Here is a 23,401-nt window from a genome sequence, read left to right as displayed (position 1 = left end):
ATTTCAGACGATAAAGATCGGGTGGATGTACTGGCCTCTTCCCGGCTAAAGCCGGTCCCACGTCATGGTGCCAATATCGAGATCACTCCTGTGGGAGCTAGGCTTGCCCGCGATGCAGGCGCTGCGGTGTGTCAGGCAGACTGCGTCATCGTTCATCGCGAGCAAGTTCGCTCCAGGATTCGCGTGTCTGTGGGAGCGGTGCTTGCCCGCGATACAGGCGCTGCGGTGTGTCAGGCAGGCCGCGTCATCGTTCATCGCGGGCAAGCGCGCTCCGACTGCGGCCATCCGTGTCACCTCCCATTCGGGTCGACACCACTGCTTATAACCGATCGATCTAAAACTCCCCGGTTTCACATGGGTCAGTTTCAGGGTGACTGCATTTCTCAGTCACCTTCCCCAACGGAAAACCGGTAAGGACTTATGTGCGGATTAGCAGGTGAACTACGTTTCGATCATCAACCAGCGGATCTAGCCGCTGTTGAACGCATTACCCATGAGCTGGCGCCTCGCGGCCCGGATGCGTGGGGGTTTCACAGCCAGGGGCCGATTGCCCTTGGTCACCGTCGTTTGAAAATCATGGACCTGTCGGACGGTTCGGCGCAGCCGATGATCGACAGCCACTTGGGTCTGTCCATGGCTTTCAATGGCGCGATCTACAACTTCCCGGAACTGCGCACCGAGCTGGAAGGCCTGGGTTATCAGTTCCATTCCGGCGGCGACACCGAAGTGCTGCTCAAGGGCTATCACGCGTGGGGCGCGGAAATGCTGCCCAAGCTCAATGGCATGTTTGCCTTCGCCATCTGGGAACGTGATACCCAACAGCTGTTCATCGCCCGCGACCGTCTGGGCGTCAAGCCGCTGTACCTGTCGCGTACCGACAAGCGCCTGCGCTTCGCCTCGACCCTGCCCGCGCTGCTTAAGGGCGGCGATATCAGCGGTATGCTCGACCCAGTCGCGCTCAATCACTACCTGAACTTTCACGCCGTCGTGCCTGCACCCCGCACCCTGTTGGCTGGCGTGGAAAAACTGCCGCCTGCCAGCTGGATGCGCATTGATGCCCACGGCAAGGTTGAGCAGAAAGTCTGGTGGCGTCTGCCTTATGGCCCACATGCCGATGAAGCAAACCTGACCCTCGAAGACTGGCGCGACCGCGTACTGGACAGCACTCGCGAAGCCGTAGCGATTCGTCAGCGTGCAGCAGTGGATGTCGGCGTGCTGCTTTCCGGCGGTGTGGATTCAAGCATGCTGGTGGGTCTGTTGCGTGAAGTCGGTGTCGAGAACCTCTCCACCTTCTCCATTGGTTTCCAGGATGCGGGCGGCGAGCGTGGCGACGAGTTCCAGTATTCAGACCTGATCGCCAAGCATTACGGCACCAATCACCATCAGCTGCGCATTCAGGAACACGAGATCATCGAGCAACTGCCCGCAGCGTTCCGCGCCATGAGCGAGCCGATGGTCAGCCACGATTGCATCGCCTTCTATCTGCTGTCCCGTGAAGTCGCCAAGCACTGCAAAGTAGTGCAAAGCGGCCAGGGTGCCGACGAATTGTTCGCCGGTTATCACTGGTACCCGCAAGTCGACGGCGCCGCCGATCCGGTGGCTGCCTACCGCGATGCGTTCGTCGACCGCAGTTACGACGAATATGCCGCCACCGTGCAGCCCAAGTGGCTGACCGCCAATGACGCGGCAGGTGATTTCGTCCGCGAGCACTTCGCTCAGCCGGGTGCAGATGCCGCCGTGGACAAAGCCTTGCGTCTGGACAGCACCATCATGCTGGTGGACGACCCGGTCAAGCGCGTGGACAACATGACCATGGCCTGGGGACTGGAAGCGCGCACACCGTTTCTCGATTACCGCCTGGTGGAACTCTCCGCGCGCATTCCCGGCAAATTCAAGCTGCCAGATGGCGGCAAACAAGTGCTGAAGGAAGCCGCGCGACTGGTCATTCCATCGGAAGTTATCGACCGCAAGAAGGGCTATTTCCCGGTTCCGGGCCTCAAGCATCTTGAAGGCAACACCCTGGGTTGGGTACGTGACCTGCTGGTTGATCCAAGCCAGGATCGCGGCCTGTTCAACCCGACCATGATCGACAAACTGCTGACCAACCCCGATGGTCAATTGACTCCTTTGCGCGGCTCGAAATTGTGGCAGTTGGCGGCGCTGAACCTGTGGCTCAGCGAACAAGGACTCTGATTGATGAAACAGAATTCGACGGCTTACAGCCAACGTTTGCTGCGTGGCCAGTCGCCTTCCTATGAACGGCTTCAGGCGCGTTTTGCCGAGGATGGCAGCGACACGGAGGCCAAGCCGCTGGCATTGCACTGCGGCTGGGGACGCCTGTTGATAGGCCATACCTACCCTGACCCGGCGACACTGGCCAACGAACTGCTGAACGAAAAGCCCGGCGAACGGGACATCGCACTGTATGTGGCCGCGCCGCAACAGGTACTGGCGCAGTCGCCTCAGCAGTTGTTTCTCGATCCGTCCGACACCCTGCGCCTGTGGTTCAGCGACTATCGCCCGGCCCAGCGGGTGTTTCGCGGCTTTCGCATTCGTCGGGCACAGAACAGTGCGGACTGGCAGTCGATCAATAACCTGTACATCGCCCGGGGCATGCTGCCTATCGACCCTGCCCTGCTGACTCCGCGCCATCAAGGTGGCCCGGTTTACTGGATCGCAGAGGATGAAAGCAGCAACGCAGTAATTGGCAGCGTGATGGGACTCAATCATCACAAAGCCTTCAACGATCCTGAAAACGGTAGCAGCCTGTGGTGTCTGGCGGTTGATCCGCAATGCACCCGGCCCGGCGTGGGTGAAGTGCTGGTGCGCCACCTGATCGAGCACTTCATGAGCCGCGGCCTGAGTTATCTGGACCTGTCGGTGCTGCATGATAATCAGCAGGCCAAAGCGCTGTACGCCAAGCTCGGCTTTCGCAACCTGCCGACCTTCGCGATCAAACGCAAGAACGGCATTAACGAAAGCCTGTTTCTCGGCCCCGGCCCTCAGGCGGACTTCAATCCGTATGCGCGGATCATTGTCGAAGAGGCCCATCGTCGTGGTATCGAAGTGCAGGTGGATGATGCCGAAGCCGGTTTGTTCACCCTCGCCTATGGCGGACGGCGGATTCGTTGCCGGGAATCCCTGAGTGATCTGACCAGCGCTGTCAGCATGACGTTGTGTCAGGACAAGAGCATGACCCATAAGGCGCTGAAAGCCGCGGGGTTGAACCTGCCCGCCCAGCAACGGGCTGGCAACGATGAGGCTGACCTGGCGTTTCTCGAAGAGCACCAACAGATCGTCGTCAAACCGCTGGATGGTGAGCAAGGTCAGGGCGTCGCGGTCAATCTGCGCACCCCGGAAGAAATGCACGGCGCCATCGAACGCGCCAGGCAATACGACACCCGGGTGATTCTGGAGAGCTTCCATGAAGGTCTGGATCTGCGCATCGTTGTGATCGGCTTCGAAGTAGTGGCCGCTGCGATTCGCCGACCGGCCGAAGTGGTGGGCGATGGTCGTCATACCGTCGGCCAGTTGATCGAAGCCCAGAGCCGCCGTCGCGCGGCCGCCACCGGTGGTGAGAGCAAGATTCCGCTGGATGAAGAAACCGAACGCACGGTGCACGATGCCGGCTACGACTATGACAGCGTGCTGCCGATGGACGAACGCCTGGCCGTGCGCCGCACTGCCAATCTGCACACCGGCGGCTGTCTTGAAGACGTCACTGCGATCCTCCACCCGGTACTCAGCGACGCCGCCATCCGCGCTGCCCGGGCCCTGGACATTCCCGTGGTGGGCCTGGACCTCATGGTGCCTGCCGCCGACCAGCCGGAGTATGTCTTCATCGAAGCCAACGAACGGGTTGGCCTGGCCAACCACGAACCGCAACCGACTGCAGAACGCTTTGTCGATCTGCTGTTCCCCCATAGTTTGCCTGCGCATAGCTGAGAGCAGCTCCAAGCCACAAGCGGCAATTAGACCTGTGGGAGCGAATTCATTCGCGAAAGCGGTGTATCAGTTGTTGCTGAACTGACAGACCTGACGCCTTCGCGAATAATTCGCTCCCACAGTTAATTCGCCAGCATTGATACCTCGCATTTCAGGAGTACCCCATGACCACTGCAAAAAAAATCCCCGAACCGGATCTGAACTACCTGCAGAAAGTCCTGTTGGAAATGCTCGCGATCCCAAGCCCCACGGGCTTCACTGACACCATCGTGCGTTACGTCGCCGAGCGTCTTGAAGAATTGGGCATCCCGTTCGAGCTAACTCGACGCGGGACTATCCGCGCCACCTTGAAAGGCAAGCAGAGCAGCCCCGACCGGGCAGTGTCTGCGCACCTGGACACCATTGGTGCCGCCGTTCGTGAAGTGAAAGACAACGGGCGTCTGTCATTGGCGCCGATTGGTTGCTGGTCGAGCCGATTCGCCGAGGGTAGCCGAGTCAGTGTGTTCACCGACACCGGCGTGATCCGCGGCAGCGTGCTGCCATTGATGGCTTCCGGGCACGCTTTCAACACCGCTGTCGATGAAATGCCCATCAGTTGGGATCACGTCGAACTGCGTCTGGACGCTTACAGCACCACCAAAGCTGATTGTGAATCGCTGGGCGTTGGCATCGGTGATTTCGTGGCCTTCGATCCGCTGCCGGAGTTTACCGAAAGCGGTCATATCAGCGCCCGCCATCTGGACGACAAGGCTGGGGTCGCAGCGCTTCTGGCTGCACTTAAAGCCATTGTCGACAGTGGTGCCGAGCCGCAGATCGATTGCCATCCGCTGTTCACCATCACCGAAGAAACCGGCACCGGTGCAGCTGGCGTGCTGCCATGGGACGTGAGTGAGTTTGTCGGCATCGACATTGCCCCGGTTGCTCCAGGCCAGCATTCCAGTGAGCATGCGGTCAGCGTGGCGATGCAGGATTCCGGCGGACCTTACGACTATCACCTGTCGCGCCACCTGCTGCGTCTGGGCAGCGAAAATGAACTGCCGGTGCGCCGCGACATGTTCCGCTATTACTTCAGCGATGCGCATTCGGCGGTCACGGCCGGGCATGACATCCGCACCGCCCTGCTGGCTTTCGGCTGCGACGCCACTCACGGCTACGAGCGCACCCACATTGACAGCCTTGCGGCGCTCAGTCGCCTGCTCGGCGCCTACATGCTCAGCCCGCCGGTGTTTGCCAGCGATGCCCAGCCTGGCAAAGTTTCACTCGAGACATTCAGTCATCAGATTGAACACGATGCGCAAATGGAGAGCGATACCCGAGTGCCGAGCGTCGATAGTTTGATCGGGCAGAACCGGGAAGAGGTGGAGTAACCTTTCGGTCGTCAAATGCACCTTGTGGGAGCGAATTCATTCGCGAAGAGGCCAGTACAGTCACTACCAACAGGTAGCCTGAAACACCGCTTTCGCGAATGAATTCGCTCCCACAGTCGATCACCCGACAAAACTCTCAGCTTTTTCCCGGCATCAGCACTATCATCGCCAGCATCTGATACGAGAACCCCCATGCTGATCCCTTACGACCAACTCGAAGCCGATACCCTGACCCGACTGATTGAGGACTTCGTGACCCGTGACGGCACCGACAACGGTGACGAAACGCCTCTGGAGACCCGCGTATTGCGGGTGCGTCATGCGTTGAGCAAAGGCCAGGCGGTGATTTTCTTCGATCTTGAAAGCCAGCAATGCCAACTCATGCTCAAGCATGACGTGCCCAAAGAGTTTTTCGACTGATCACTCAGGGTGATCCTCTTCCAGCCCAGCCGGTTCCAGTCGTCGTTGCACGATGCGTCGGTAGACCTCTGCCCGGTGAATTTTGACTTGCCTGGGTGCGGTGATTCCAAGACGTACCTGGTTGCCGTGGACCGCCAAAACCTGCAGGTTGATTTCATCGCCGATCGAGAACGCCTCGCCAGCTTCACGGTTGAGTACCAGCATTTTTCTGATCTCTTCTTGTTAACGAGAAATCAGATTGCATGGCCGGTGCGCTGGCAGCAATTGGCCAGAGCCAAATCAGTCATGTCCTTCAAGCTCGCCGGACAACGCTGAAGGATCCGTCCTACAAAGGGATCGGAAGCCCTACTCAGGGAGCCGACCAGCGCGGGCCTAACAGGATGATGGTCGCACCGATGACGCACAGCGCTGCGCCGAGCCAATCCGAGTTCAGCGGCCTGACGCGCTCGATAATGCCCAGCCAGGCAATCGACGCCACGACGTAAATCCCGCCATACGCCGCATAAGCACGCCCCGCATAGGCAGCTTCTACTCGGGTCAACAACACCGCGAACAAGGTCAGACTGACCAGCGCCGGAATTACCCAAAGCGCACTCTTGCCCTGACGCAACCACATCCAGAAAGCGTAACAACCGGCGATCTCGAACAACGCCGCGAGGAAAAACCACAGGTAATTGAGCATGGAGATCAGTCGTCCAGGGTTGCGATCAAAGGCGGCAACCCTAGCAGAAAAGCGAGATGCGAGCCTGTGCAATACCCTTGTGGGAGATTCTATGTTTGCTCGCAAGCGGATGTGATGACGTGGGACCGGCTTTAGCCGGGAAGGCGGCATTTCAGACGAAAAATATCGGGTGGATGTACTGGCCTCTTCCCGGCTGAAGCCGGTCCCACGTCGTCGCGCCAATATTGAGATCACTCTTGTGGGAGCGGTGCTTGCCCGCGATAAGGGCCCCTTGGTCTATCAGGCAAACCGAGGTGTTCTTATCGCGGGCAAGCACCGCTCCCACAGGGATGAGTCTACCCAAGCATTTAATCCCTATCACTGCCGCGCCTTGGCCCGCATCTTCTCGCACATATTGGCCATCTCGTCGTATAGCGCTTGGGGGTTTTTCTGTTTCAGCTGCCAGGCCATGCGTCCCTGCTCATGGGGCAGGATCATGAATTCGCCGTCTGCGACATGGTCGTAAATGTATTCGGCAACCTGGGTAGCCGTAATCGGCGAGCTTTCCAGCAGCTTGCCCACCTGAGCCTTCATGGCTGGAGTCGGGCCACGGAAGGAGTCCAGCAGATTGGTCTGGAAGAACGACGGACAAACCACATGCACCGTCACTTCTTGCTCACGCAACTCGACCAGCAGGCTTTCCGAGAGCGCCACCACACCAGCCTTGGCCACGTTGTAGTTGCTCATCGCTGGACCTTGCATCAACGCAGCCATGGAGGCGATGTTGATGATCTTGCCTTTACTGGCCTCAAGCATCGGCAAAAACGCCTTGCAGCCCTTGACCACGCCCATGAGGTTGATCGCAATCTGCCAGTCCCAGTCCTCGAGCGACAACTCGCTGAAGAATCCACCGGACGCCACGCCAGCGTTATTGACGATGACGTCGATGCCGCCAAATTTTTCTTCACAGGCCTGCGCCAACGCCGTCAACTGGCTGTAGTCACGCACGTCGCAGCGCTGCACAAAACCATCACCCCCCGCCTCGCGCACCAGCCTGAGGGTTTCCTGCAAACCGACGTCGTTGACGTCAGACAACGCCAGGCGCCAGCCTTCACGGGCCCAGCGCAGTGCGATTTCGCGACCCAGACCAGAACCTGCGCCGGTGATCATGATGCGATTTTGCATAGGGAAACGCCTTGTCTGTAAGGGGATTGAAGCTGAGTGTAACCACTGATTTCACCGATTCGATCCACCATCAGGGCGCTGAATGACCCAGGCAAACCCACGGCTTACGCGGGCTTGCGGCGCAGCCAGAGGCGACTGACCAGACGGCCGTAAACGAGCAGATTGCTCAACAATACAATGCCTCCCAGCCACAGTTGGATCTGCGGTGTCAGGCCTGCCGGGTAAATCAGCGGGATCAGGTAATGCTCGATGAAACCGCCGTCATAACCCTGGCTCCCCGCTTTGGTCCGGAGTGAGTTTTCCAGAGGCGTCAGCGGACAGTACAAATGCAGGAACTCAACCGTCGCCGCCCAGATCATCGCGGGCACATGCAGCACAATCAGCCAGCGCCAACGCAAAACCAGCAACCCGCCGAACAGCACGAAGACGATAAACAACAGGTGGATGACCACCACAGAATCGGCGGCAAGACGATAAAACATGGCGGCCTCTATTCAATCAACGCAACAGTTAGCGGGCATTAAAGTTCAAACTTTCTTGGCGATACATCGACCTTTAACTAAATGTAAAATTTATCGTACAGCCCATGGATTTTTTTAGAGTGCCGACAGTCGGATGTTTCAAGCAGCACAAACTTTACGCCAACCCGGTAAAAGCTTGAACTGTTGTAGCCATTAACCAAGAACCAAAGAAGGAACTCGTCATGGGCATCGGCACAATTCTTATCATTATCCTGATCTTGCTGCTGGTTGGCGGTTTGCCAGTCTTCCCTCACTCCCGCAGCTGGGGCTATGGTCCGTCGGGGATCATCGGTACGATTCTGGTCATTCTGTTGATTCTGGTATTGCTGGGACGGATATAAATATCCGTTTGGCATAACCTGAAGCCCCGCTTTTTAGCGGGGCTTTTTATTGGGTGGTTTAATTGCCTACAGGCGATTTCAATCAACTTACACTCCCCCTGTAGGAGCTCACCGAGGTTACGAGGCCAGCGATAGCGTTTTGTCTGACACACCGCCATCGCTGGCCTCGTAACCTCGGTGAGCTCCTACAGGCCCAGCATTCACATCAATAAATCCGGTGTTTACAGGAATAAAAAAAAGCAGCCCGAAGGCTGCTTTTCTTTTTTACAACGACTATCGCTTAGTGGGAAACCGCACCGCTGGCACCCAAGCCAGTCTGGGAGCGGACGAACTGCGGGTAGAACAACGCGCGTTCGCCTTCTGCGGCTTTCGATTTGTCGGTGATGGAGAAGAACCAGATGCCCACGAATGCGATGGCGATGGAGAACAGCGCCGGGTATTCGTACGGGAAGATGGCCTTCGGATTGTGCAGGATCGATACCCAGATGGTCGGGCCCAGGACCATCAGCACCACGGCGCTGATCAAGCCCATCCAGCCGCCGATCATGGCACCACGAGTGGTCAGGTTTTTCCAGTACATGGAAAGCAGCAGGACCGGGAAGTTGCAGCTCGCCGCGATGGAGAACGCCAGGCCCACCATGAACGCGATGTTCTGACTTTCGAAGGCAATGCCCAACAGGATCGCCACGATTGCCAAGGCAATAGTCGTGATCTTCGAGACGCGAATCTCATCCTTCTCGTTGGCTTTGCCCGCTTTGATCACGCTGGCATACAGGTCGTGGGATACCGCCGAAGCGCCCGCCAGGGTCAGACCGGCTACCACTGCCAGAATGGTGGCAAAGGCTACTGCCGAGATGAAGCCCAGGAACAGACTGCCACCCACCGCATCGGCAAGGTGCACCGCTGCCATGTTGTTACCACCCAACAGCGCACCGGCCGCGTCCTTGAACGCAGGGTTGGTGCTGACCAGCAGGATCGCGCCGAAGCCGATAATGAAGGTCAGGATGTAGAAGTAACCGATGAAGCCAGTGGCGTAGAGCACCGACTTACGGGCTTCCTTGGCATCGCTCACAGTGAAGAAGCGCATCAGGATGTGTGGCAGACCAGCAGTACCGAACATCAGTGCCAGGCCCAGGGAGAACGCCGAAATCGGATCTTTCACCAGACCGCCCGGGCTCATGATCGCCTCACCTTTAGGGTGAACCTTGACCGCCTCGGAGAACAGCATGTTGAAGTCGAAATTGACGTGTTTCATGACCATCAGCGCCATGAACGACGCACCGGACAGCAGCATCACCGCCTTGATGATCTGTACCCAGGTGGTGGCCAGCATGCCGCCGAACAGCACGTACAGGCACATCAGGATACCGACGAGGACCACGGCAACCGCATAGTCCAGACCGAACAGCAACTGGATCAGTTTGCCGGCACCGACCATCTGCGCAATCAGATAAAACGCCACCACCACCAGCGAACCGCAGGCGGACAGGGTGCGAATTTCTTTCTGCTTGAGGCGATAGGACGCCACGTCAGCGAAGGTGTACTTACCCAGGTTACGCAGGCGCTCGGCGATCAGGAACAGAATGATCGGCCAGCCCACCAGGAAGCCGATCGAATAGATCAGGCCATCGTAGCCGGAGGTGTAAACCAGCGCGGAAATACCCAGGAAGGACGCCGCTGACATGTAGTCACCAGCAATTGCCAGACCGTTCTGGAAACCGGTGATCTTGCCCCCTGCCGAGTAGTAGTCCGAGGCGGTCTTGTTCTTTTTCGATGCCCAGTAGGTGATGTACAGCGTGAAGGCGACGAACACGACGAACATGACGATCGCCGATGTGTTCAGAGGTTGTTTCTGCACAGCGCCAGTCAACGCGTCAGCCGCCCAGAGGGACGGTGCGAAGGCGGCCAGGCCGAATGCTGCAAATAGGCGCCGGATCATTGTTGCGCCTCCTTCAGGATCGCGTTGTTCAGGTCATCGAATTCACCATTGGCACGGCGAACATAGATGGCTGTCAGCACGAACGCAGACAGGATCAAACCGACCCCGATCGGCATGCCCCAGGTAATGGTTGAAGTCGGGCTCAGTTTGGCGCCCAGAAGATGCGGTCCATAAGCGATCAAAAGGATAAAAGCGGCGTAAAGCCCAAGCATGATCGCCGAAAGAATCCAGGCGAAACGCTCCCTTTTGGATACCAGCTCCTTGAAACGGGGGCTGTTTTGAATCGAGAGGTAAATGCTGTCGTTCATTGTTTTTGTCCTCGCAGCACAGATGAGATGTCACGCATCCACTTTAGTCCGCTCTGGCCGCTGCTCCAGACGACCTTAGTATTAGAACGACATTAGTTGGGGATCGGGGGAGGTGCATACCTGCACGGAAATTCCGGTGGGAGCGAGCTTGCTCGCGAAGAGGACGGGACATCCGAACATATTTCTGGAATCAGGAACATTGTCTTCGCGAGCAAGCTCGCTTCCACGGGGTTAATTGCATCCCCAAACATTCTGCGCAAGCCACAAAAAAACCGCCCGGTCGTTAAACCGGGCGGTTTCGCTTGTTGCTTTAAAGGGTCTGGCTTATTTACCCGTCCACTCTTTTACGCGATCAGGGTGCTTGGCAACCCAATCCTTGGCCGCCGCTTCAGGCTTGGCGCCGTCCTGGATGGCCAGCATCACTTCGCCGATTTCGTCCTTGGAAGCCCACTGGAACTTCTTCAGGAACTCAACCACTTCCGGTGCTTTGGTGGCCAGTTCTTTGCTGCCAATGCTATCCACGGTTTCCGCAGCACCGTAGACACCTTTTGGATCTTCGAGGAACTTCAGTTTCCACTTGGCGAACATCCAGTGCGGTACCCAACCTGTCACAGCGATGGACTGTTGTTTTGGATAAGCGCGAGTCAGCTCAGCGATCATGCCAGCGCCGGAGCTGGCCTGCAGTTTGTAACCTTCCAGACCGTAATCCTTGATGGCCTGATCGGTTTTGATCATCACGCCTGAACCGGCATCGATACCGACAATCTTTTTCTTGAAGGAGTCATCGGTCTTGAGGTCTTCGATGCTCTTGGCTTTCACGTATTCGGGTACGATCAGGCCGATCTTGGCGTCTTTGAAGTTGGAGCCGTAGTTCACAACGTTGTCTTTGTTCTTGGCCAGGTATTCACCGTGAGTGACCGGCAGCCAGGCCGACAGCATCATGTCCAGTTTGCCTGTCGCAACGCCCTGCCACATGATCCCGGCAGCGACCGCCTGAAGTTTTACGTCATAACCGAGCTTTTGCTTGATCACCTCAGCCGCAACGTTGGTCGTGGCAACGCTATCGGACCAACCGTCGACATAGCCAATGCTCACTTCTTTGGCAGACGCCAGCGTGGAACTGACAGCGAGGGCCAGCGCAGCACCCACGCCCAGGATTTTTCGCATCTTCATCGTTACTTCCCCGGTAGTCTCGCGCCCGACAAAGGTCAGGCGTCGTTAACGTTTTTATAAAGACCGCAGTCCGCGCACACCGCAGCTGCACTGCGCACTTTTTCACGCCTCATTTGCCAAGCGGACGATGAACTGCACCGCATGCCCCCCTGATCATCAACCCGCACGGCGATGGGACATGCTCTGTCAACGACCTCAAGACACGGAGAAACGACATCAGCGCGCCATCAGCGACAACCTTGTCGTAAAAACTGTAGATGGGTGAGGACCAGCGCGGGAACACATTGTGTTACCTCACCGCCGAAAATCTCTCCAGAGACGGGTAACACGGAAACAGATGTCGTCAGGGTCAAGCAGATGAAAACCTTTAAGACTTTGATTTAACTAACATTTAAAAAGTTGGCACAGCTCCTGCTATATCTCTGGCACAACAAGAATAAAATGCAGCAAACCTAATAAAAACAAGACGTACCGGCTCTGACATAACAAGAACAAAGGCACAGAGGCGCAGCTAACAGATTTTTTTGGAGTGGATCAGCTTTACAGAGGCGCTTAGGGGCCTCGCAACCGGACAGAGAATAATAAAACTGCCTTCAGGTAGCTCCCGTACTGGTTGGATCGCAAGATCAAAGCGAGTCAGCGCTCAAAAAAATACGTTTGCTCTTGACCCCGGATGGGGGTCGAACAAGATCGCAGTAAAGGGACAGGTCGCCAAAAACAACAACAGGCCACCCTAAAATAATAAAAAAAGAGCACGTAATACGATTCAAAAGGGGAGCTTCGGCTCCCCTTTTTGCTGTCTGTGAAACCCCGCACCTCCCCCCTGTAGGAGCGCGCTTGAACTGGTCAAGCTTGCCCGCGATTCGGTCTGTCGGACGATGAATAGTCGCCTGTACTGACGCCATCGCGGGCAAGCGCGCTCCTACGGGTAGTACGTATCGCCGCCCGCCCATGCATTCTATAAACGACAAAAAAGCACAGCATTGCTCTCTTGACGCCAGAGAACGTGTATTGTCTCGAACTATTTACAACGGGTTTACCTTTTTGTAGGGCACTTTGGCACTACACCGACGGTCTGAGCCCGCGTACATCATCAGCACTTCTTTCCCAAGGGATCTAGTCATGCTCCGTTTCCTGCGCTTTGCTGCCATTATTGGCGGCCTCTGTTTGAGTGCGTCCGCTATGGCGGTCAACGTTGACCCCGCCACCTATGGCTTCCCTTTAAAGAACCCTTTTGAAGCGACCATCGCCACCACGCCTCCCGACATGCGCCCGGAGCTGCCAAGCGACGACGACATTGATCAGGATGATTACACCCTGAACCTGCGCCCGGAGCGTGAATTCACGCTGCCGGACAATTTCTGGGCGGTGAAGAAGCTGCGCTATCGTCTGGCCAAGCAAGACAAGCCAGCACCGTTGATCTTCCTGATCGCCGGTACCGGTGCGCCATACAACAGCACCATCAACGAATTCCTCAAGAAGTTGTACTACGGCGCGGGCTATAACGTCGTGCAGCTGTCGTCGCCTACCAGCTATGACTTCATGAGCTCCGCGTCTCGTTTCGCCACGCCAGGGATCTCCACCGAAGATGCCGAAGACCTCTACCGGGTCATGCAGGCCGTGCGCGCCCAACAGGCTGATCTGAAAGTCACCGACTACTACCTGACCGGTTACAGTCTGGGCGCATTGAACGCCGCGTTTGTCGCCCGCCTGGACGAAACCCGTCGCAGTTTCAACTTCAAGAAAGTGCTGTTGCTCAACCCGCCGGTCAATCTATACACGTCGATTTCCAACCTCGACAAACTGGTGCAGACCAACGTCAAGGGCATCGATAACAGCACCACGTTCTATGAACTGGTCCTGGAAAAGCTGACTCGCTACTTCCGTCAGAAGGGTTACATCGACCTCAATGACGCATTGCTCTACGACTTCCAGCAATCCAAACAGCACCTGACCAACGAACAGATGGCGATGCTGATTGGTACCTCGTTCCGGTTCTCGTCGGCTGACATCGCGTTCACCTCGGACCTGATCAACCGTCGCGGCCTGATTACACCACCGAAATTCCCGATTACCGAAGGCACCAGCCTGTCGCCATTCCTGCGTCGTGCGCTGCAATGCGACTTTGATTGCTACCTGACCGAACAAGTCATCCCGATGTGGCGTGCTCGCACCGACGGTGGCAGCCTGTTGCAGCTGGTGGACCAAGTGAGTCTGTACGCACTCAAGGATTACCTGCACGACAGCAAGAAAATCTCGGTCATGCACAACGCCGACGACGTGATTCTGGGCGCCGGTGACCTGGGCTTCCTGCGCAAAACCTTTGGCGATCGCCTGACCGTTTACCCATACGGCGGCCATTGCGGCAACATCAATTACCGCGTCAACAGCGACGCCATGCTGGAGTTCTTCCGTGGCTAAACGTCTTTTACTCCTCGCTGCCCTGCTCTGCGCAGGAACTGTCCAGGCCGCTGACGCGACCAACAGCAACCTTGCCGAACATCCGGCGACCGTGGCTCGCCAGGTTGATGCTGACGGTTTCACTCAGCCGTTGAAGTCGCTGAAATTCAATCCGGGCCTGGATCAACGGGAATTCGAACGCGCCACACTCACTGCGTTGGAAGTCTACGACCCTCTGGAATCATGGAACCGCCGGGTCTACCACTTCAACTATCGCTTCGATGAGTGGGTATTCCTGCCGGTGGTAAACGGCTACCGGTACGTCACCCCAGGCTTCGTGCGCAGCGGCGTGAGCAACTTCTTCAGCAACCTGGGCGATATTCCCAACCTGCTGAACAGCCTGTTCCAGTTCAAGGGTCAGCGTTCTCTGGAAACAACGGGTCGACTGCTGGTTAACACCACTGTCGGTATCGCTGGTCTCTGGGATCCGGCAACCATGATGGGCCTGCCGCGCCAGAGCGAAGACTTCGGCCAGACCCTGGGCTTCTATGGTGTGCCAGCCGGCCCGTACCTGGTGCTGCCGCTACTGGGCCCTTCGAACCTGCGTGACACCGGCGGCCTGCTGTTCGACTTCACTGCCGAGTCGCAGATCAACTTCCTCAACGTCTCCCAGGTCAGCAGCGACCACCCGGAACTCTACGTTCTGCGTGCCATTGATCGCCGCTACGGCACCAGCTTCCGCTACGGCCAGATGAACTCGCCTTTCGAATACGAAAAAGTGCGCTACGTCTACACCGAAGCCCGCAAGCTGCAAATCGCCGAGTAACAAACAAGGCGTAACGAAAACGGCCAGCCGGAGCGATCCGACTGGCCGTTTTTTTGTTCGAGCGATGGATCTGAACCTGTGGGAGCAAGCTTGCTTGCGAAGACAATGTTGCAGTCGCAGAAAATGCTACGGATTCACCGGCCTCTTCGCGAGCAAGCTCGCTCCCACAGAATCACATTTCAATTCAATCTGCTAAGTCGATCAATTACCCGCAAAATCATCACCCATCAATCGACCAAACAGGCATAGCATGGTCGCCATTGATGAGGAGAGCTTACCCATGAGCCAATTTCGTAAAGTGCTGTCGATCCAGGCTGGCCAACCCACCTCGGATGGTGCAGGCGTAAAACTGACCCGTGTCTTTGGCGGGCCAGGTGTCGAGCAGTTCGACCCGTTCCTGATGCTGGATGAGTTCGGTTCGGACAAGCCTGACGATTACATCGCAGGCTTCCCACCGCATCCGCACCGGGGCTTCGAAACCGTGACCTACATGCTCGAAGGCCGCATGCGTCATGAAGACCACATGGGCAATGTCGGGCTGTTGCAAGGCGGCGGCGTGCAGTGGATGACCGCAGCACGAGGCATCATCCACAGTGAGATGCCGGAGCAGGAAGAAGGCGTGATGCGCGGCTTTCAGCTGTGGTTGAACCTGCCAGGCAAAACCAAGCTCAACGACGCCAGCTATCAGGACATCCAGCCGGAAAACATCCCGCGTCTGACCACGCAAAACGGTGTTGACGTGGTGGTGATCGCTGGCCAATTCGACGACGGTCTGGCCCAACAGGCTGGCGCTGTTCAGCGTCCGGATACCGAACCGCAGTATTTCGACTTCCACATGCCCGCTGGCTCCAGCATCAGCCCGCGAATCCCTGAGGGCCATCGTGCATTGCTGTATGTCTACGAAGGCAGTCTGGAACTGGCTGGCCATCCTCAGGCGGTCAGCGCCAGCCGTATGGTGAGGTTGTCCGAGGAAGGCGAACTGCAACTGAACACCACCACGGGTGCCCGAGTGCTGTTGATCGCTGGCAAACCGCTGCGCGAGCCGATCGTCCAATACGGCCCGTTTGTGATGAATACCCGTGAAGAGATCGAACAGGCATTGCGGGATTTTCGGGATGATCGGTTGACGGCGTAACCGCTGTTTTGACTTGAAATGGTGCCCCCTGTGGGAGCGGTGCTTGCCCGCGATAAGGTTTAGGTGATCGACCTTTTATGCGCGGTGCTCTTATCGCGGGCAAGCACCGCTCCCACATGGATCGCATTGCAGGGCGAATATCAATCCAACCTCAAAAACCGCTTCAACTGCTCACCCTGGGCCATGGCGTCGTAACGGCCCAGTTCGATCAATTCCCGGCAGTAACCGGCCTCGAATAGCAGATAACTCAGCACGCTGGCACCGCTGGTCTTGGTGGCGCCCGGCCCCCGTAAAAAGGTGCGCAGGGCCCGAGGCAGCTCGTGGCGATGGCGGGCGGCGATCTGGTCGATGGGTTGGCTGGGAGCAATGACCAAGACTTCAACCGGCGCCAGACCCTTCTTGCGCACACGCTGCTCACAAGGCAGCAGATCACTGACCAGATTCATGCGCTCCAGCACTTCGATATCGCTTTCCAGATTGTCAATGAAGGTGCTGTTGAGCATGTGCCCGCTGATTTGCGCCAGGGTCGGCTGCTTACCACTGGCAACCCGCTGAATCTGCTTGCCAGCATCGATACCTCGCGAGTTACCGCTCACTCCCACCACCAGAACCCGATTGGCCCCCAGGTGCAGGGCCGGGCTGATGGGGGCCGACTGGCGTACTGCGCCGTCACCAAAGTATTCCTGACCGATTTTGACCGGTGCAAACAGCAGCGGTATCGCTGAGCTGGCCAGCAGGTGATCGATAGTGAGCTGGGTAGGCACGCCCAGGCGACGATGGCGCAGCCAGGGTTCGATGGTGCCTTTGCCCTGATAGAACGTCATCGCATGGCCGGACTCGTAACCGAACGCCGTAACCGCCACGGCGCGCAGATGTTTGGCCTCGATGGCGGCGTTGATGCTTTCCAGGTCCAGCCGCTCATTGAGCAGATCCCGCAGCGGCGAACTGTCGAGAAGCGCCACCGGCACGTGGGAGCCGATGCCTAACAGGCTGTTGCCGACAAACCGTCGGGCCTGACCGATGACCCCTCGCCAGTCACTGCGCAGCACCTGTTCGCTGCGAAATCCCTGCCAGAAGTCGGTCAGTTGATGAACGGCGGTGCGGAAGTGTAACGCGCCGCTGGCCAGCTTGACGGCGTTGATGGCGCCGGCGGACGTACCGACGATAACCGGAAACGGGTTCGCTGCCCCTGGTGGCAGCAAGTCGGCAATCCCCGCCAAAACGCCCACCTGATAGGCCGCACGCGCCCCACCGCCAGACAGAATCAAACCGGTAACCGGCTCGACATCATTTACAACGTCCATCGCTACGGCGGGTTCAAGCATTTAGGCGGCGCCTTTACTGATCAGTCACGCTTTTTATAGAGTTTCGGCTCGCCCGGCGGTCTGCTTTTGAAACGACGATGCGCCCAAAGATACTGCTCGGGACATTCCCTAATGGCACTTTCTACCCATTGATTGATGCGCAGGCAATCGACTTCATCGCTTTCGCCGGGGAAATCCTGCAAAGGCGGGTGAATCACCAGGCGATAGCCACTGCCATCGGCCAGACGCCGCTGCGTGAACGGCACCACTTGTGCGCGGCCGAGCTTGGCAAATTTGCTGGTGGCGGTCACGGTGGCCGCCTGAATGCCAAACAGCGGCACAAACACGCTCTGCTTGGCGCCGTAGTCCTGATCCGGCGCGTACCAGATAGCGCGACCGTTGCGCAGCAATTTGAGCATGCCGCGCACGTCCTCGCGCTCTACCGCGAGAGAATCGAGGTTATGCCGCTCACGACCGCGCCGCTGAATGAAATCAAACAGCGGGTTCTTGTGTTCGCGGTACATGCCGTCGATGGTGTGCCGCTGGCCCAGCAGCGCCGCGCCGATTTCCAGGGTAGTGAAGTGCAGCGCCATCAGGATCACGCCCTGCCCTTGCTGCTGCGCGGCGCGCAGATGCTCAATGCCTTCGATATGCGCCAGCCTGGCCAGACGCTCTTTCGACCACCACCAGCTCATGGCCATTTCAAAGAAAGCGATCCCGGTAGACGCGAAGTTTTCCTTGAGCAGGCGTTTGCGCTCCACGCTGGATAACTCGGGGAAGCACAGCTCCAAATTGCGCGAGGCAATGTATTTGCGATCAGTGGCGAAGCGATACATCACCGCACCCAGCAGTCGGCCGATGACGACCAGGACGCGAAATGGCAGCTGAACGATCAGCCAGAGCAGCCCGAGCCCAAGCCATAGCGGCCAGAAACGCGGGTGCAGAAAAGAAGTTCGAAAACGCGGGCGATCCATTAAAGCTTCCGTCAGAACCATGGCCGCGCATTCTACAACGGTTCGACCCCGCTTGCGGCTAGCGGGCGTTCTCGTTATAAGTCTCGGCACTTTTAGCGACAAGCCGTTGTATGCCAACCATGAGCCAAAACGAATCGCAAGAACAGGAACCTGTCTTCCAACTCAAGGGCAGCATGCTGGCCATTACCGTATTGGAGCTGGCCCGCAACAACCTTGAGGCCCTGGACCGTCAATTGGCGGCGAAAGTGGCGCAGGCCCCGAACTTCTTCAGCAATACCCCGCTGGTACTGGCGCTCGACAAGCTCCCGGCCGACAGCGGTGCCGTCGACCTGCCCGGCCTGATGCGGGTCTGCCGTCAGCATGGGCTGCGCACTCTGGCCATCCGCGCCAACCGTATCGAAGATATCGCCGCAGCGATCGCAATTGATTTGCCTGTATTGCCGCCATCGGGTGCCCGGGAACGTCCGCTGGACCCACTGGAAGGCGACGCCGCGAAGAAAAAAGCTGAAAAACCACCTGAGCCAATCATCAAGCCAACCCGGGTCATCACCGCCCCGGTGCGGGGCGGCCAGCAGATTTATGCCCCAGGTGGCGACCTGGTGGTGATTGCGCCGGTCAGCCCTGGTGCGGAACTTCTGGCCGATGGGAACATCCATGTTTACGGCCCATTGCGTGGACGAGCACTGGCAGGAATAAAAGGCGATACCAAAGCGCGTATTTTCTGTCAGCAAATGGGCGCCGAGTTGATATCCATCGCCGGGCAATACAAGGTTTCCGAAGACCTGCGCCGTGATCCCCTGTGGGGGAGCTCGGTACAGGTCAGCCTGTCTGGCGACGTGTTGAACATCATCCGTCTTTAACGGATACTGCGCCATTTTCAAAGCATCTCTGATTCGTCGCGAAAACGTAGCAAAGGCTGTAGGAAATCCGGGGATATTCACTTTCTCTGGCAGATTGCTCCGAGGTCCAGACCGACGGGCATTTAAATTTCCCTCATTGTTCGAATGCCGCCGCTTCAAGGGACGCTCTTCAGGACTAAAAATCCTTTTCCTCTAGGGGTGATACACCTTGGCCAAGATTCTCGTGGTTACATCCGGTAAGGGTGGTGTGGGCAAGACCACCACCAGCGCCGCCATCGGTACGGGCCTCGCACTGCGCGGCCACAAAACTGTCATCGTCGACTTCGACGTCGGCTTGCGTAACCTCGACCTGATCATGGGCTGCGAGCGTCGCGTGGTGTATGACTTCGTCAACGTGGTCAACGGCGAAGCCAACCTGCAACAGGCCCTGATCAAGGACAAGAAGATCGAAGGGCTGTACGTACTGGCCGCCAGCCAGACCCGTGACAAGGAAGCGCTGACCAAGGAAGGCGTGGAAAAAGTTCTGATGGAACTCAAGGAATCCTTCGAATACATCGTCTGCGACTCCCCGGCCGGTATCGAAACCGGTGCTCACCTGGCGATGTACTTCGCTGACGAAGCCATCGTCGTGACCAACCCGGAAGTCTCGTCGGTACGTGACTCGGACCGCATGCTCGGCCTGCTGGCCAGCAAGTCCCGTCGCGCCGAGCGCAACGAAGAGCCGATCAAGGAACACCTGCTGTTGACCCGCTACAACCCGGAGCGTGTCAGCAAGGGCGAGATGCTTGGCGTTGAAGACGTCAAGGAAATCCTCGCGGTGACTCTGCTGGGCGTGATCCCGGAGTCCCAGGCAGTATTGAAAGCTTCCAACCAGGGCGTCCCGGTCATCCTTGATGAGCAGAGCGATGCCGGTCAGGCCTACAGCGACGCTGTTGATCGTCTGTTGGGTAAAGACCGCGAGCACCGTTTCCTGGACGTACAGAAGAAAGGATTTTTCGAACGCCTGTTCGGGGGTAATTGATGAACATTTTCGACTTCTTTCGTGCCAGCAAAAAAACCAGCACCGCGTCGGTCGCGAAAGAGCGTCTACAGATCATCGTGGCGCATGAACGCGGCCAACGCACTACTCCGGATTACCTGCCAGCTCTCCAGAAAGAGCTGGTCGAAGTGATTCGTAAATATGTCAACATCGAGTCCAACGATGTTCAAGTGGCTCTGGAAAACCAGGGCAGCTGCTCGATTCTGGAACTCAACATCACCCTGCCAGATCGCTAGATCCGGCGGTTGTCTGCGGCGGTACAGGCTCCTTTTCAGGAATGGGGCTTGTACCGCCGTTGGCGTTTAGAGGCCACTCAATGCCGTTGTCGAATATCCGCATCATTCATCAGAACGCTGGCGTTCTGGTGATCGATAAGCCCACCCTGCTGCTTTCCGTTCCCGGCCGCGCGGAGGACAACAAGGATTGCCTGATTACCCGCCTGCAGGAAAACGGCTATCCCGAAGCCCGTATCGTCCATCGCCTGGACTGGGAAACCTCCGGGATCATTCTGCTGGCTCGCGACCCGGATACTCATCGCGAACTGTCCCGACAGTTTCATGACCGGGAAACCGAAAAAGCCTACACCGCCTTGTGCTGGGGCGAGCCGACCCTGGACAGCGGCAGCATCGACTTGCCCTTGCGCTACGACCCACCCACCAAGCCTCGGCATGTAGTGGATCATGAGCAGGGCAAGCATGCACAAACCTTCTGGAAAGTGCTGGAGCGTTGCGGTCAATACAGCCGGGTGGAGCTGACGCCAATTACCGGGCGTTCCCATCAATTGCGGGTCCACATGCTTTCGATTGGTCATCCGCTGCTCGGCGATGGCTTGTACGCGCATCCCGAGGCATTGGCTGCCTACCCGCGTCTGTGCCTGCACGCCAGCATGCTGAGCTTCACTCATCCGCAGACCGGCGAGCGGTTGCGGTTTGAATGCCCTGCGCCGTTTTAGGTTTTGCTGTGAGTTTAACGACGCCATCGCGGGCAAGCGCGCTCCTACAGAGAAAACGTCACCTGTAGGAGCGCGCTTGCCCGCGATGACGATTTAACAGGCAACATAATTAATAGGGACAACCCCAACACAAAGCACACCCGCAATAACACGACACACATCAATACGGTAAACTCCCGCCATTGCTGTCTGGAGTGACTTATGCGCGAAGAGCTGAACCAGGGCCTCATTGACTTTCTCAAGGCCTCCCCTACCCCCTTTCATGCCACTGCCACTCTCGTTCAACACCTTGAAGCCTCTGGCTTCCAGCGTCTGGACGAGCGTGAAACCTGGGCGACCGAAACCGGTGGCCGGTATTACGTCACCCGTAACGACTCGTCTATCGTGGCATTTCGTCTGGGCCGGCAATCGCCGCTGACCGGCGGCATTCGCATGGTGGGCGCGCACACTGACAGTCCGTGCCTGCGGGTCAAGCCACAGCCGGAACTGCAACGTCAGGGTTTCTGGCAATTGGGCGTCGAAGTCTATGGCGGCGCCCTGCTCGCCCCTTGGTTCGACCGCGACCTGTCCTTGGCAGGGCGAGTGACTTTCCGTCGTGACGGCAAGGTCGAAAGCCAGTTGATCGACTTCAAACTGCCGATTGCGGTGATCCCGAACCTGGCGATCCACCTCAATCGCACCGCCAACGAAGGCTGGACGATCAACCCGCAGACCGAACTGCCGCCGATCCTGGCCCAGGTGGCCGGCGACGAACGTGCCGACTTCCGCGCCCTGCTCACCGATCAACTGGCTCGCGAGCACGGCCTGAACGCTGATGTGGTGCTCGATTACGAGCTGAGCTTCTACGACACGCAAAGCGCTGCCGTCGTCGGGCTCAATGCCGACTTCATCGCCGGCGCACGTCTGGACAACCTGTTGTCGTGCTACGCCGGTCTCCAAGCGCTGCTCGGCACCGATAGCGACGAAACCTGCCTGTTGGTCTGCACCGACCACGAAGAAGTCGGTTCATCGTCGACCTGCGGCGCAGACGGCCCGATGCTGGAGCAGATCATCCAACGCTTGCTGCCCGATGGCGCGGATTACGTGCGCACCATTCAGAAGTCGTTGCTGGTTTCGGCCGACAACGCCCACGGCATCCACCCCAACTACGCTGAGAAACACGACGCCAACCACGGCCCGAAACTCAACGCCGGCCCGGTGATCAAGGTCAACAGCAATCAGCGTTACGCGACCAACAGCGAAACCGCCGGGTTCTTCCGCCATCTGTGCATGGCCGAAGAAGTACCGGTGCAGAGCTTCGTGGTGCGCAGCGACATGGCCTGCGGCTCGACCATCGGCCCGATCACCGCCAGCCACCTGGGCGTGCGGACTGTCGACATCGGCCTGCCGACCTTCGCCATGCACTCGATCCGTGAGCTGGCCGGCAGTCATGACCTTGCGCATCTGGTGAAGGTGTTGACGGCGTTTTATGCGAGTCATGAGTTGCCGTAACCACCTGCACCCATTCTGCAGGTGACCGTTGTGGGAAATTCTATGTTTGGGGTGAAGCCCCAAATATAGAGTTTGGTCGGTAATCGGTCTGTCTGATGCACCGCAGCGCCCGAATCGCGAGCAAGCTCGGCTCCTACAGAAGATTGCAAACCCGTTGGAGCGAGGCTTGCCCGCGAAGAAAGACGACGCGGTGTACCTGTGGGCGAATTCATTCGCGAAAGAGCCGGTGTATCTGGCAATTATGCGGCGTCTGAACGAATGTCTTCGCGAATGAATTCGCTCCCACAGGTGAAATCTGCAACACGTTCCATCCACCAAACCCACCTACACTCATGGCATCAACCTTCAGGAGGTTCGATGCCATGAACGCGTTTTTCGCACTGCTTCTGCCGGTCATCGGCGGGATGTTGCTGTTGTGTGTTGGTTACAGCTATCAGGAACGTCCCGCCGGGGTGCTGATGATATGGCTGGGGATGATGTCGCTGATCGGGACGGCGTGCTGGAAGATCCTGGAAAAACTCACCTGAAGCACAACCTCGCGGATTACGTGGGCCGCAGCG

At 57.8% G+C, this 23,401-nt stretch carries 23 protein-coding genes; 14 read left to right on the top strand and 9 right to left on the bottom strand.

Features of this window, described 5'->3' with window-relative positions; all coding sequences use genetic code 11:
- Nucleotides 1-420: 420 nt before the first annotated feature.
- From IV01_RS07915 to IV01_RS07930, 4 genes are all read left to right on the top strand, one after another.
- The gene (locus IV01_RS07915) at nucleotides 421-2,193 is read left to right on the top strand and encodes an N-acetylglutaminylglutamine amidotransferase (RefSeq protein ID WP_032630062.1); all 1,773 of its coding nucleotides are present in this window, start codon (nucleotides 421-423) and stop codon (nucleotides 2,191-2,193) included.
- 3 nt (nucleotides 2,194-2,196) lie between these two features.
- Complete coding sequence (gene ngg, locus IV01_RS07920) at nucleotides 2,197-3,945, top strand: N-acetylglutaminylglutamine synthetase (RefSeq protein WP_032630061.1); 1,749 nt, start codon at nucleotides 2,197-2,199, stop codon at nucleotides 3,943-3,945.
- 164 nt (nucleotides 3,946-4,109) lie between these two features.
- On the top strand, nucleotides 4,110-5,312 hold the full coding sequence (locus IV01_RS07925; RefSeq protein WP_032630060.1) for an osmoprotectant NAGGN system M42 family peptidase: 1,203 nt from the start codon (nucleotides 4,110-4,112) through the stop codon (nucleotides 5,310-5,312).
- A gap of 192 nt (nucleotides 5,313-5,504) precedes the next feature.
- On the top strand, nucleotides 5,505-5,732 hold the full coding sequence (locus tag IV01_RS07930; protein WP_027899418.1) for a YheU family protein: 228 nt from the start codon (nucleotides 5,505-5,507) through the stop codon (nucleotides 5,730-5,732).
- On the opposite strand, the gene csrA is transcribed toward IV01_RS07930, so the two are convergent.
- The 4 genes from csrA to IV01_RS07955 form a co-directional block, all read right to left on the bottom strand.
- A complete protein-coding gene (gene csrA, locus IV01_RS07935) occupies nucleotides 5,733-5,936 on the bottom strand; it encodes a carbon storage regulator CsrA (protein ID WP_032630059.1) in 204 nt (67 codons plus the stop codon).
- Between the two features lie 145 nt (nucleotides 5,937-6,081).
- Nucleotides 6,082-6,414 (bottom strand): YnfA family protein, encoded by a 333-nt coding sequence (locus tag IV01_RS07940; protein ID WP_032630058.1) that lies wholly within the window; start codon nucleotides 6,412-6,414, stop codon nucleotides 6,082-6,084.
- Between the two features lie 357 nt (nucleotides 6,415-6,771).
- Nucleotides 6,772-7,578, bottom strand: a complete 807-nt coding sequence (locus IV01_RS07950; protein WP_032630056.1) for an SDR family oxidoreductase — start codon at nucleotides 7,576-7,578, stop codon at nucleotides 6,772-6,774.
- Nucleotides 7,579-7,682: 104 nt separating this feature from the next.
- On the bottom strand, nucleotides 7,683-8,060 hold the full coding sequence (locus IV01_RS07955) for a DUF2784 domain-containing protein (protein WP_032630055.1): 378 nt from the start codon (nucleotides 8,058-8,060) through the stop codon (nucleotides 7,683-7,685).
- 221 nt (nucleotides 8,061-8,281) lie between these two features.
- On the opposite strand from IV01_RS07955, the gene IV01_RS0125315 reads away from it, so the two are divergent.
- Nucleotides 8,282-8,440, top strand: a complete 159-nt coding sequence (locus IV01_RS0125315; RefSeq protein WP_020290439.1) for a DUF3309 family protein — start codon at nucleotides 8,282-8,284, stop codon at nucleotides 8,438-8,440.
- A 280-nt stretch (nucleotides 8,441-8,720) separates the two neighbouring features.
- On the opposite strand, the gene IV01_RS07960 is transcribed toward IV01_RS0125315, so the two are convergent.
- The 3 genes from IV01_RS07960 to IV01_RS07970 form a co-directional block, all read right to left on the bottom strand.
- Nucleotides 8,721-10,379 (bottom strand): cation acetate symporter, encoded by a 1,659-nt coding sequence (locus tag IV01_RS07960; RefSeq protein ID WP_032630054.1) that lies wholly within the window; start codon nucleotides 10,377-10,379, stop codon nucleotides 8,721-8,723.
- Nucleotides 10,376-10,687: a DUF485 domain-containing protein gene (locus IV01_RS07965; RefSeq protein ID WP_032630053.1), complete on the bottom strand. Its 312-nt coding sequence runs from the start codon at nucleotides 10,685-10,687 to the stop codon at nucleotides 10,376-10,378. Before IV01_RS07965 ends, IV01_RS07960 begins: the two co-directional genes overlap by 4 nt.
- 324 nt (nucleotides 10,688-11,011) lie before the next feature.
- Nucleotides 11,012-11,860 (bottom strand): glycine betaine ABC transporter substrate-binding protein, encoded by an 849-nt coding sequence (locus tag IV01_RS07970; RefSeq protein ID WP_032630052.1) that lies wholly within the window; start codon nucleotides 11,858-11,860, stop codon nucleotides 11,012-11,014.
- 1,122 nt (nucleotides 11,861-12,982) lie between these two features.
- On the opposite strand from IV01_RS07970, the gene IV01_RS07975 reads away from it, so the two are divergent.
- The 3 genes from IV01_RS07975 to IV01_RS07985 all read left to right on the top strand — a co-directional run bounded on the left by IV01_RS07975 (nucleotide 12,983) and on the right by IV01_RS07985 (nucleotide 16,221).
- Complete coding sequence (locus tag IV01_RS07975) at nucleotides 12,983-14,281, top strand: serine/threonine protein kinase (protein ID WP_032630051.1); 1,299 nt, start codon at nucleotides 12,983-12,985, stop codon at nucleotides 14,279-14,281.
- Nucleotides 14,274-15,086, top strand: coding sequence for a VacJ family lipoprotein (locus IV01_RS07980; protein ID WP_032630050.1), 813 nt, complete (start codon nucleotides 14,274-14,276; stop codon nucleotides 15,084-15,086). The genes IV01_RS07975 and IV01_RS07980 overlap by 8 nt, the downstream gene beginning before the upstream one ends.
- Nucleotides 15,087-15,366: 280 nt before the next feature.
- Nucleotides 15,367-16,221 carry a pirin family protein gene (locus IV01_RS07985; protein WP_032630049.1) on the top strand — a complete coding sequence of 285 codons (855 nt, stop codon included), beginning with the start codon at nucleotides 15,367-15,369 and terminating at the stop codon, nucleotides 16,219-16,221.
- A 140-nt stretch (nucleotides 16,222-16,361) separates the two neighbouring features.
- Here the strand turns inward: IV01_RS07985 and IV01_RS07990 are convergent, their stop codons facing one another.
- Nucleotides 16,362-17,546 (bottom strand): patatin-like phospholipase family protein, encoded by a 1,185-nt coding sequence (locus tag IV01_RS07990; RefSeq protein WP_032630048.1) that lies wholly within the window; start codon nucleotides 17,544-17,546, stop codon nucleotides 16,362-16,364.
- Nucleotides 17,547-17,566: 20 nt separating this feature from the next.
- A complete protein-coding gene (locus IV01_RS07995; protein ID WP_032630047.1) occupies nucleotides 17,567-18,499 on the bottom strand; it encodes a lipid A biosynthesis lauroyl acyltransferase in 933 nt (310 codons plus the stop codon).
- Nucleotides 18,500-18,618: 119 nt separating this feature from the next.
- Between IV01_RS07995 and minC the strand changes: the two genes are divergently transcribed.
- From minC to IV01_RS26870, 6 genes are all read left to right on the top strand, one after another.
- The gene (minC, locus tag IV01_RS08000; protein ID WP_032630066.1) at nucleotides 18,619-19,359 is read left to right on the top strand and encodes a septum site-determining protein MinC; all 741 of its coding nucleotides are present in this window, start codon (nucleotides 18,619-18,621) and stop codon (nucleotides 19,357-19,359) included.
- Nucleotides 19,360-19,567: 208 nt separating this feature from the next.
- Nucleotides 19,568-20,380, top strand: a complete 813-nt coding sequence (gene minD, locus IV01_RS08005) for a septum site-determining protein MinD (RefSeq protein WP_032630046.1) — start codon at nucleotides 19,568-19,570, stop codon at nucleotides 20,378-20,380.
- On the top strand, nucleotides 20,380-20,634 hold the full coding sequence (gene minE, locus IV01_RS08010; protein WP_032630045.1) for a cell division topological specificity factor MinE: 255 nt from the start codon (nucleotides 20,380-20,382) through the stop codon (nucleotides 20,632-20,634). The genes minD and minE overlap by 1 nt, the downstream gene beginning before the upstream one ends.
- 80 nt (nucleotides 20,635-20,714) lie before the next feature.
- Nucleotides 20,715-21,350, top strand: coding sequence for an RluA family pseudouridine synthase (locus IV01_RS08015; RefSeq protein WP_032630044.1), 636 nt, complete (start codon nucleotides 20,715-20,717; stop codon nucleotides 21,348-21,350).
- 201 nt (nucleotides 21,351-21,551) lie between these two features.
- Nucleotides 21,552-22,841 (top strand): M18 family aminopeptidase, encoded by a 1,290-nt coding sequence (locus tag IV01_RS08020; RefSeq protein WP_032630043.1) that lies wholly within the window; start codon nucleotides 21,552-21,554, stop codon nucleotides 22,839-22,841.
- Between the two features lie 362 nt (nucleotides 22,842-23,203).
- Nucleotides 23,204-23,368, top strand: coding sequence for a hypothetical protein (locus IV01_RS26870; RefSeq protein ID WP_195758803.1), 165 nt, complete (start codon nucleotides 23,204-23,206; stop codon nucleotides 23,366-23,368).
- The last annotated feature ends 33 nt before the right edge of the window (nucleotides 23,369-23,401 follow it).

It is taken from the genome of Pseudomonas syringae, from assembly GCF_000737245.1.
Taxonomy (GTDB): domain Bacteria; phylum Pseudomonadota; class Gammaproteobacteria; order Pseudomonadales; family Pseudomonadaceae; genus Aquipseudomonas; species Aquipseudomonas syringae_J.
This window is presented reverse-complemented; position numbering and strand designations above follow the sequence as displayed.

What these genes read in the sequence shown, in the direction of transcription:
- IV01_RS07915 (WP_032630062.1), top strand. Translation starts at nt 421, where the DNA reads ATGTGCGGATTAGCAGGTGAACTACGTTTCGATCATCAACCAGCGGAT.
- ngg (WP_032630061.1), top strand. Translation starts at nt 2,197, where the DNA reads ATGAAACAGAATTCGACGGCTTACAGCCAACGTTTGCTGCGTGGCCAG.
- IV01_RS07925 (WP_032630060.1), top strand. Translation starts at nt 4,110, where the DNA reads ATGACCACTGCAAAAAAAATCCCCGAACCGGATCTGAACTACCTGCAG.
- IV01_RS07930 (WP_027899418.1), top strand. Translation starts at nt 5,505, where the DNA reads ATGCTGATCCCTTACGACCAACTCGAAGCCGATACCCTGACCCGACTG.
- csrA (WP_032630059.1), bottom strand. Translation starts at nt 5,936, where the DNA reads ATGCTGGTACTCAACCGTGAAGCTGGCGAGGCGTTCTCGATCGGCGAT.
- IV01_RS07940 (WP_032630058.1), bottom strand. Translation starts at nt 6,414, where the DNA reads ATGCTCAATTACCTGTGGTTTTTCCTCGCGGCGTTGTTCGAGATCGCC.
- IV01_RS07950 (WP_032630056.1), bottom strand. Translation starts at nt 7,578, where the DNA reads ATGCAAAATCGCATCATGATCACCGGCGCAGGTTCTGGTCTGGGTCGC.
- IV01_RS07955 (WP_032630055.1), bottom strand. Translation starts at nt 8,060, where the DNA reads ATGTTTTATCGTCTTGCCGCCGATTCTGTGGTGGTCATCCACCTGTTG.
- IV01_RS0125315 (WP_020290439.1), top strand. Translation starts at nt 8,282, where the DNA reads ATGGGCATCGGCACAATTCTTATCATTATCCTGATCTTGCTGCTGGTT.
- IV01_RS07960 (WP_032630054.1), bottom strand. Translation starts at nt 10,379, where the DNA reads ATGATCCGGCGCCTATTTGCAGCATTCGGCCTGGCCGCCTTCGCACCG.
- IV01_RS07965 (WP_032630053.1), bottom strand. Translation starts at nt 10,687, where the DNA reads ATGAACGACAGCATTTACCTCTCGATTCAAAACAGCCCCCGTTTCAAG.
- IV01_RS07970 (WP_032630052.1), bottom strand. Translation starts at nt 11,860, where the DNA reads ATGAAGATGCGAAAAATCCTGGGCGTGGGTGCTGCGCTGGCCCTCGCT.
- IV01_RS07975 (WP_032630051.1), top strand. Translation starts at nt 12,983, where the DNA reads ATGCTCCGTTTCCTGCGCTTTGCTGCCATTATTGGCGGCCTCTGTTTG.
- IV01_RS07985 (WP_032630049.1), top strand. Translation starts at nt 15,367, where the DNA reads ATGAGCCAATTTCGTAAAGTGCTGTCGATCCAGGCTGGCCAACCCACC.
- IV01_RS07990 (WP_032630048.1), bottom strand. Translation starts at nt 17,546, where the DNA reads ATGCTTGAACCCGCCGTAGCGATGGACGTTGTAAATGATGTCGAGCCG.
- IV01_RS07995 (WP_032630047.1), bottom strand. Translation starts at nt 18,499, where the DNA reads ATGGATCGCCCGCGTTTTCGAACTTCTTTTCTGCACCCGCGTTTCTGG.
- minC (WP_032630066.1), top strand. Translation starts at nt 18,619, where the DNA reads ATGAGCCAAAACGAATCGCAAGAACAGGAACCTGTCTTCCAACTCAAG.
- minE (WP_032630045.1), top strand. Translation starts at nt 20,380, where the DNA reads ATGAACATTTTCGACTTCTTTCGTGCCAGCAAAAAAACCAGCACCGCG.
- IV01_RS08015 (WP_032630044.1), top strand. Translation starts at nt 20,715, where the DNA reads ATGCCGTTGTCGAATATCCGCATCATTCATCAGAACGCTGGCGTTCTG.
- IV01_RS08020 (WP_032630043.1), top strand. Translation starts at nt 21,552, where the DNA reads ATGCGCGAAGAGCTGAACCAGGGCCTCATTGACTTTCTCAAGGCCTCC.
- IV01_RS26870 (WP_195758803.1), top strand. Translation starts at nt 23,204, where the DNA reads ATGAACGCGTTTTTCGCACTGCTTCTGCCGGTCATCGGCGGGATGTTG.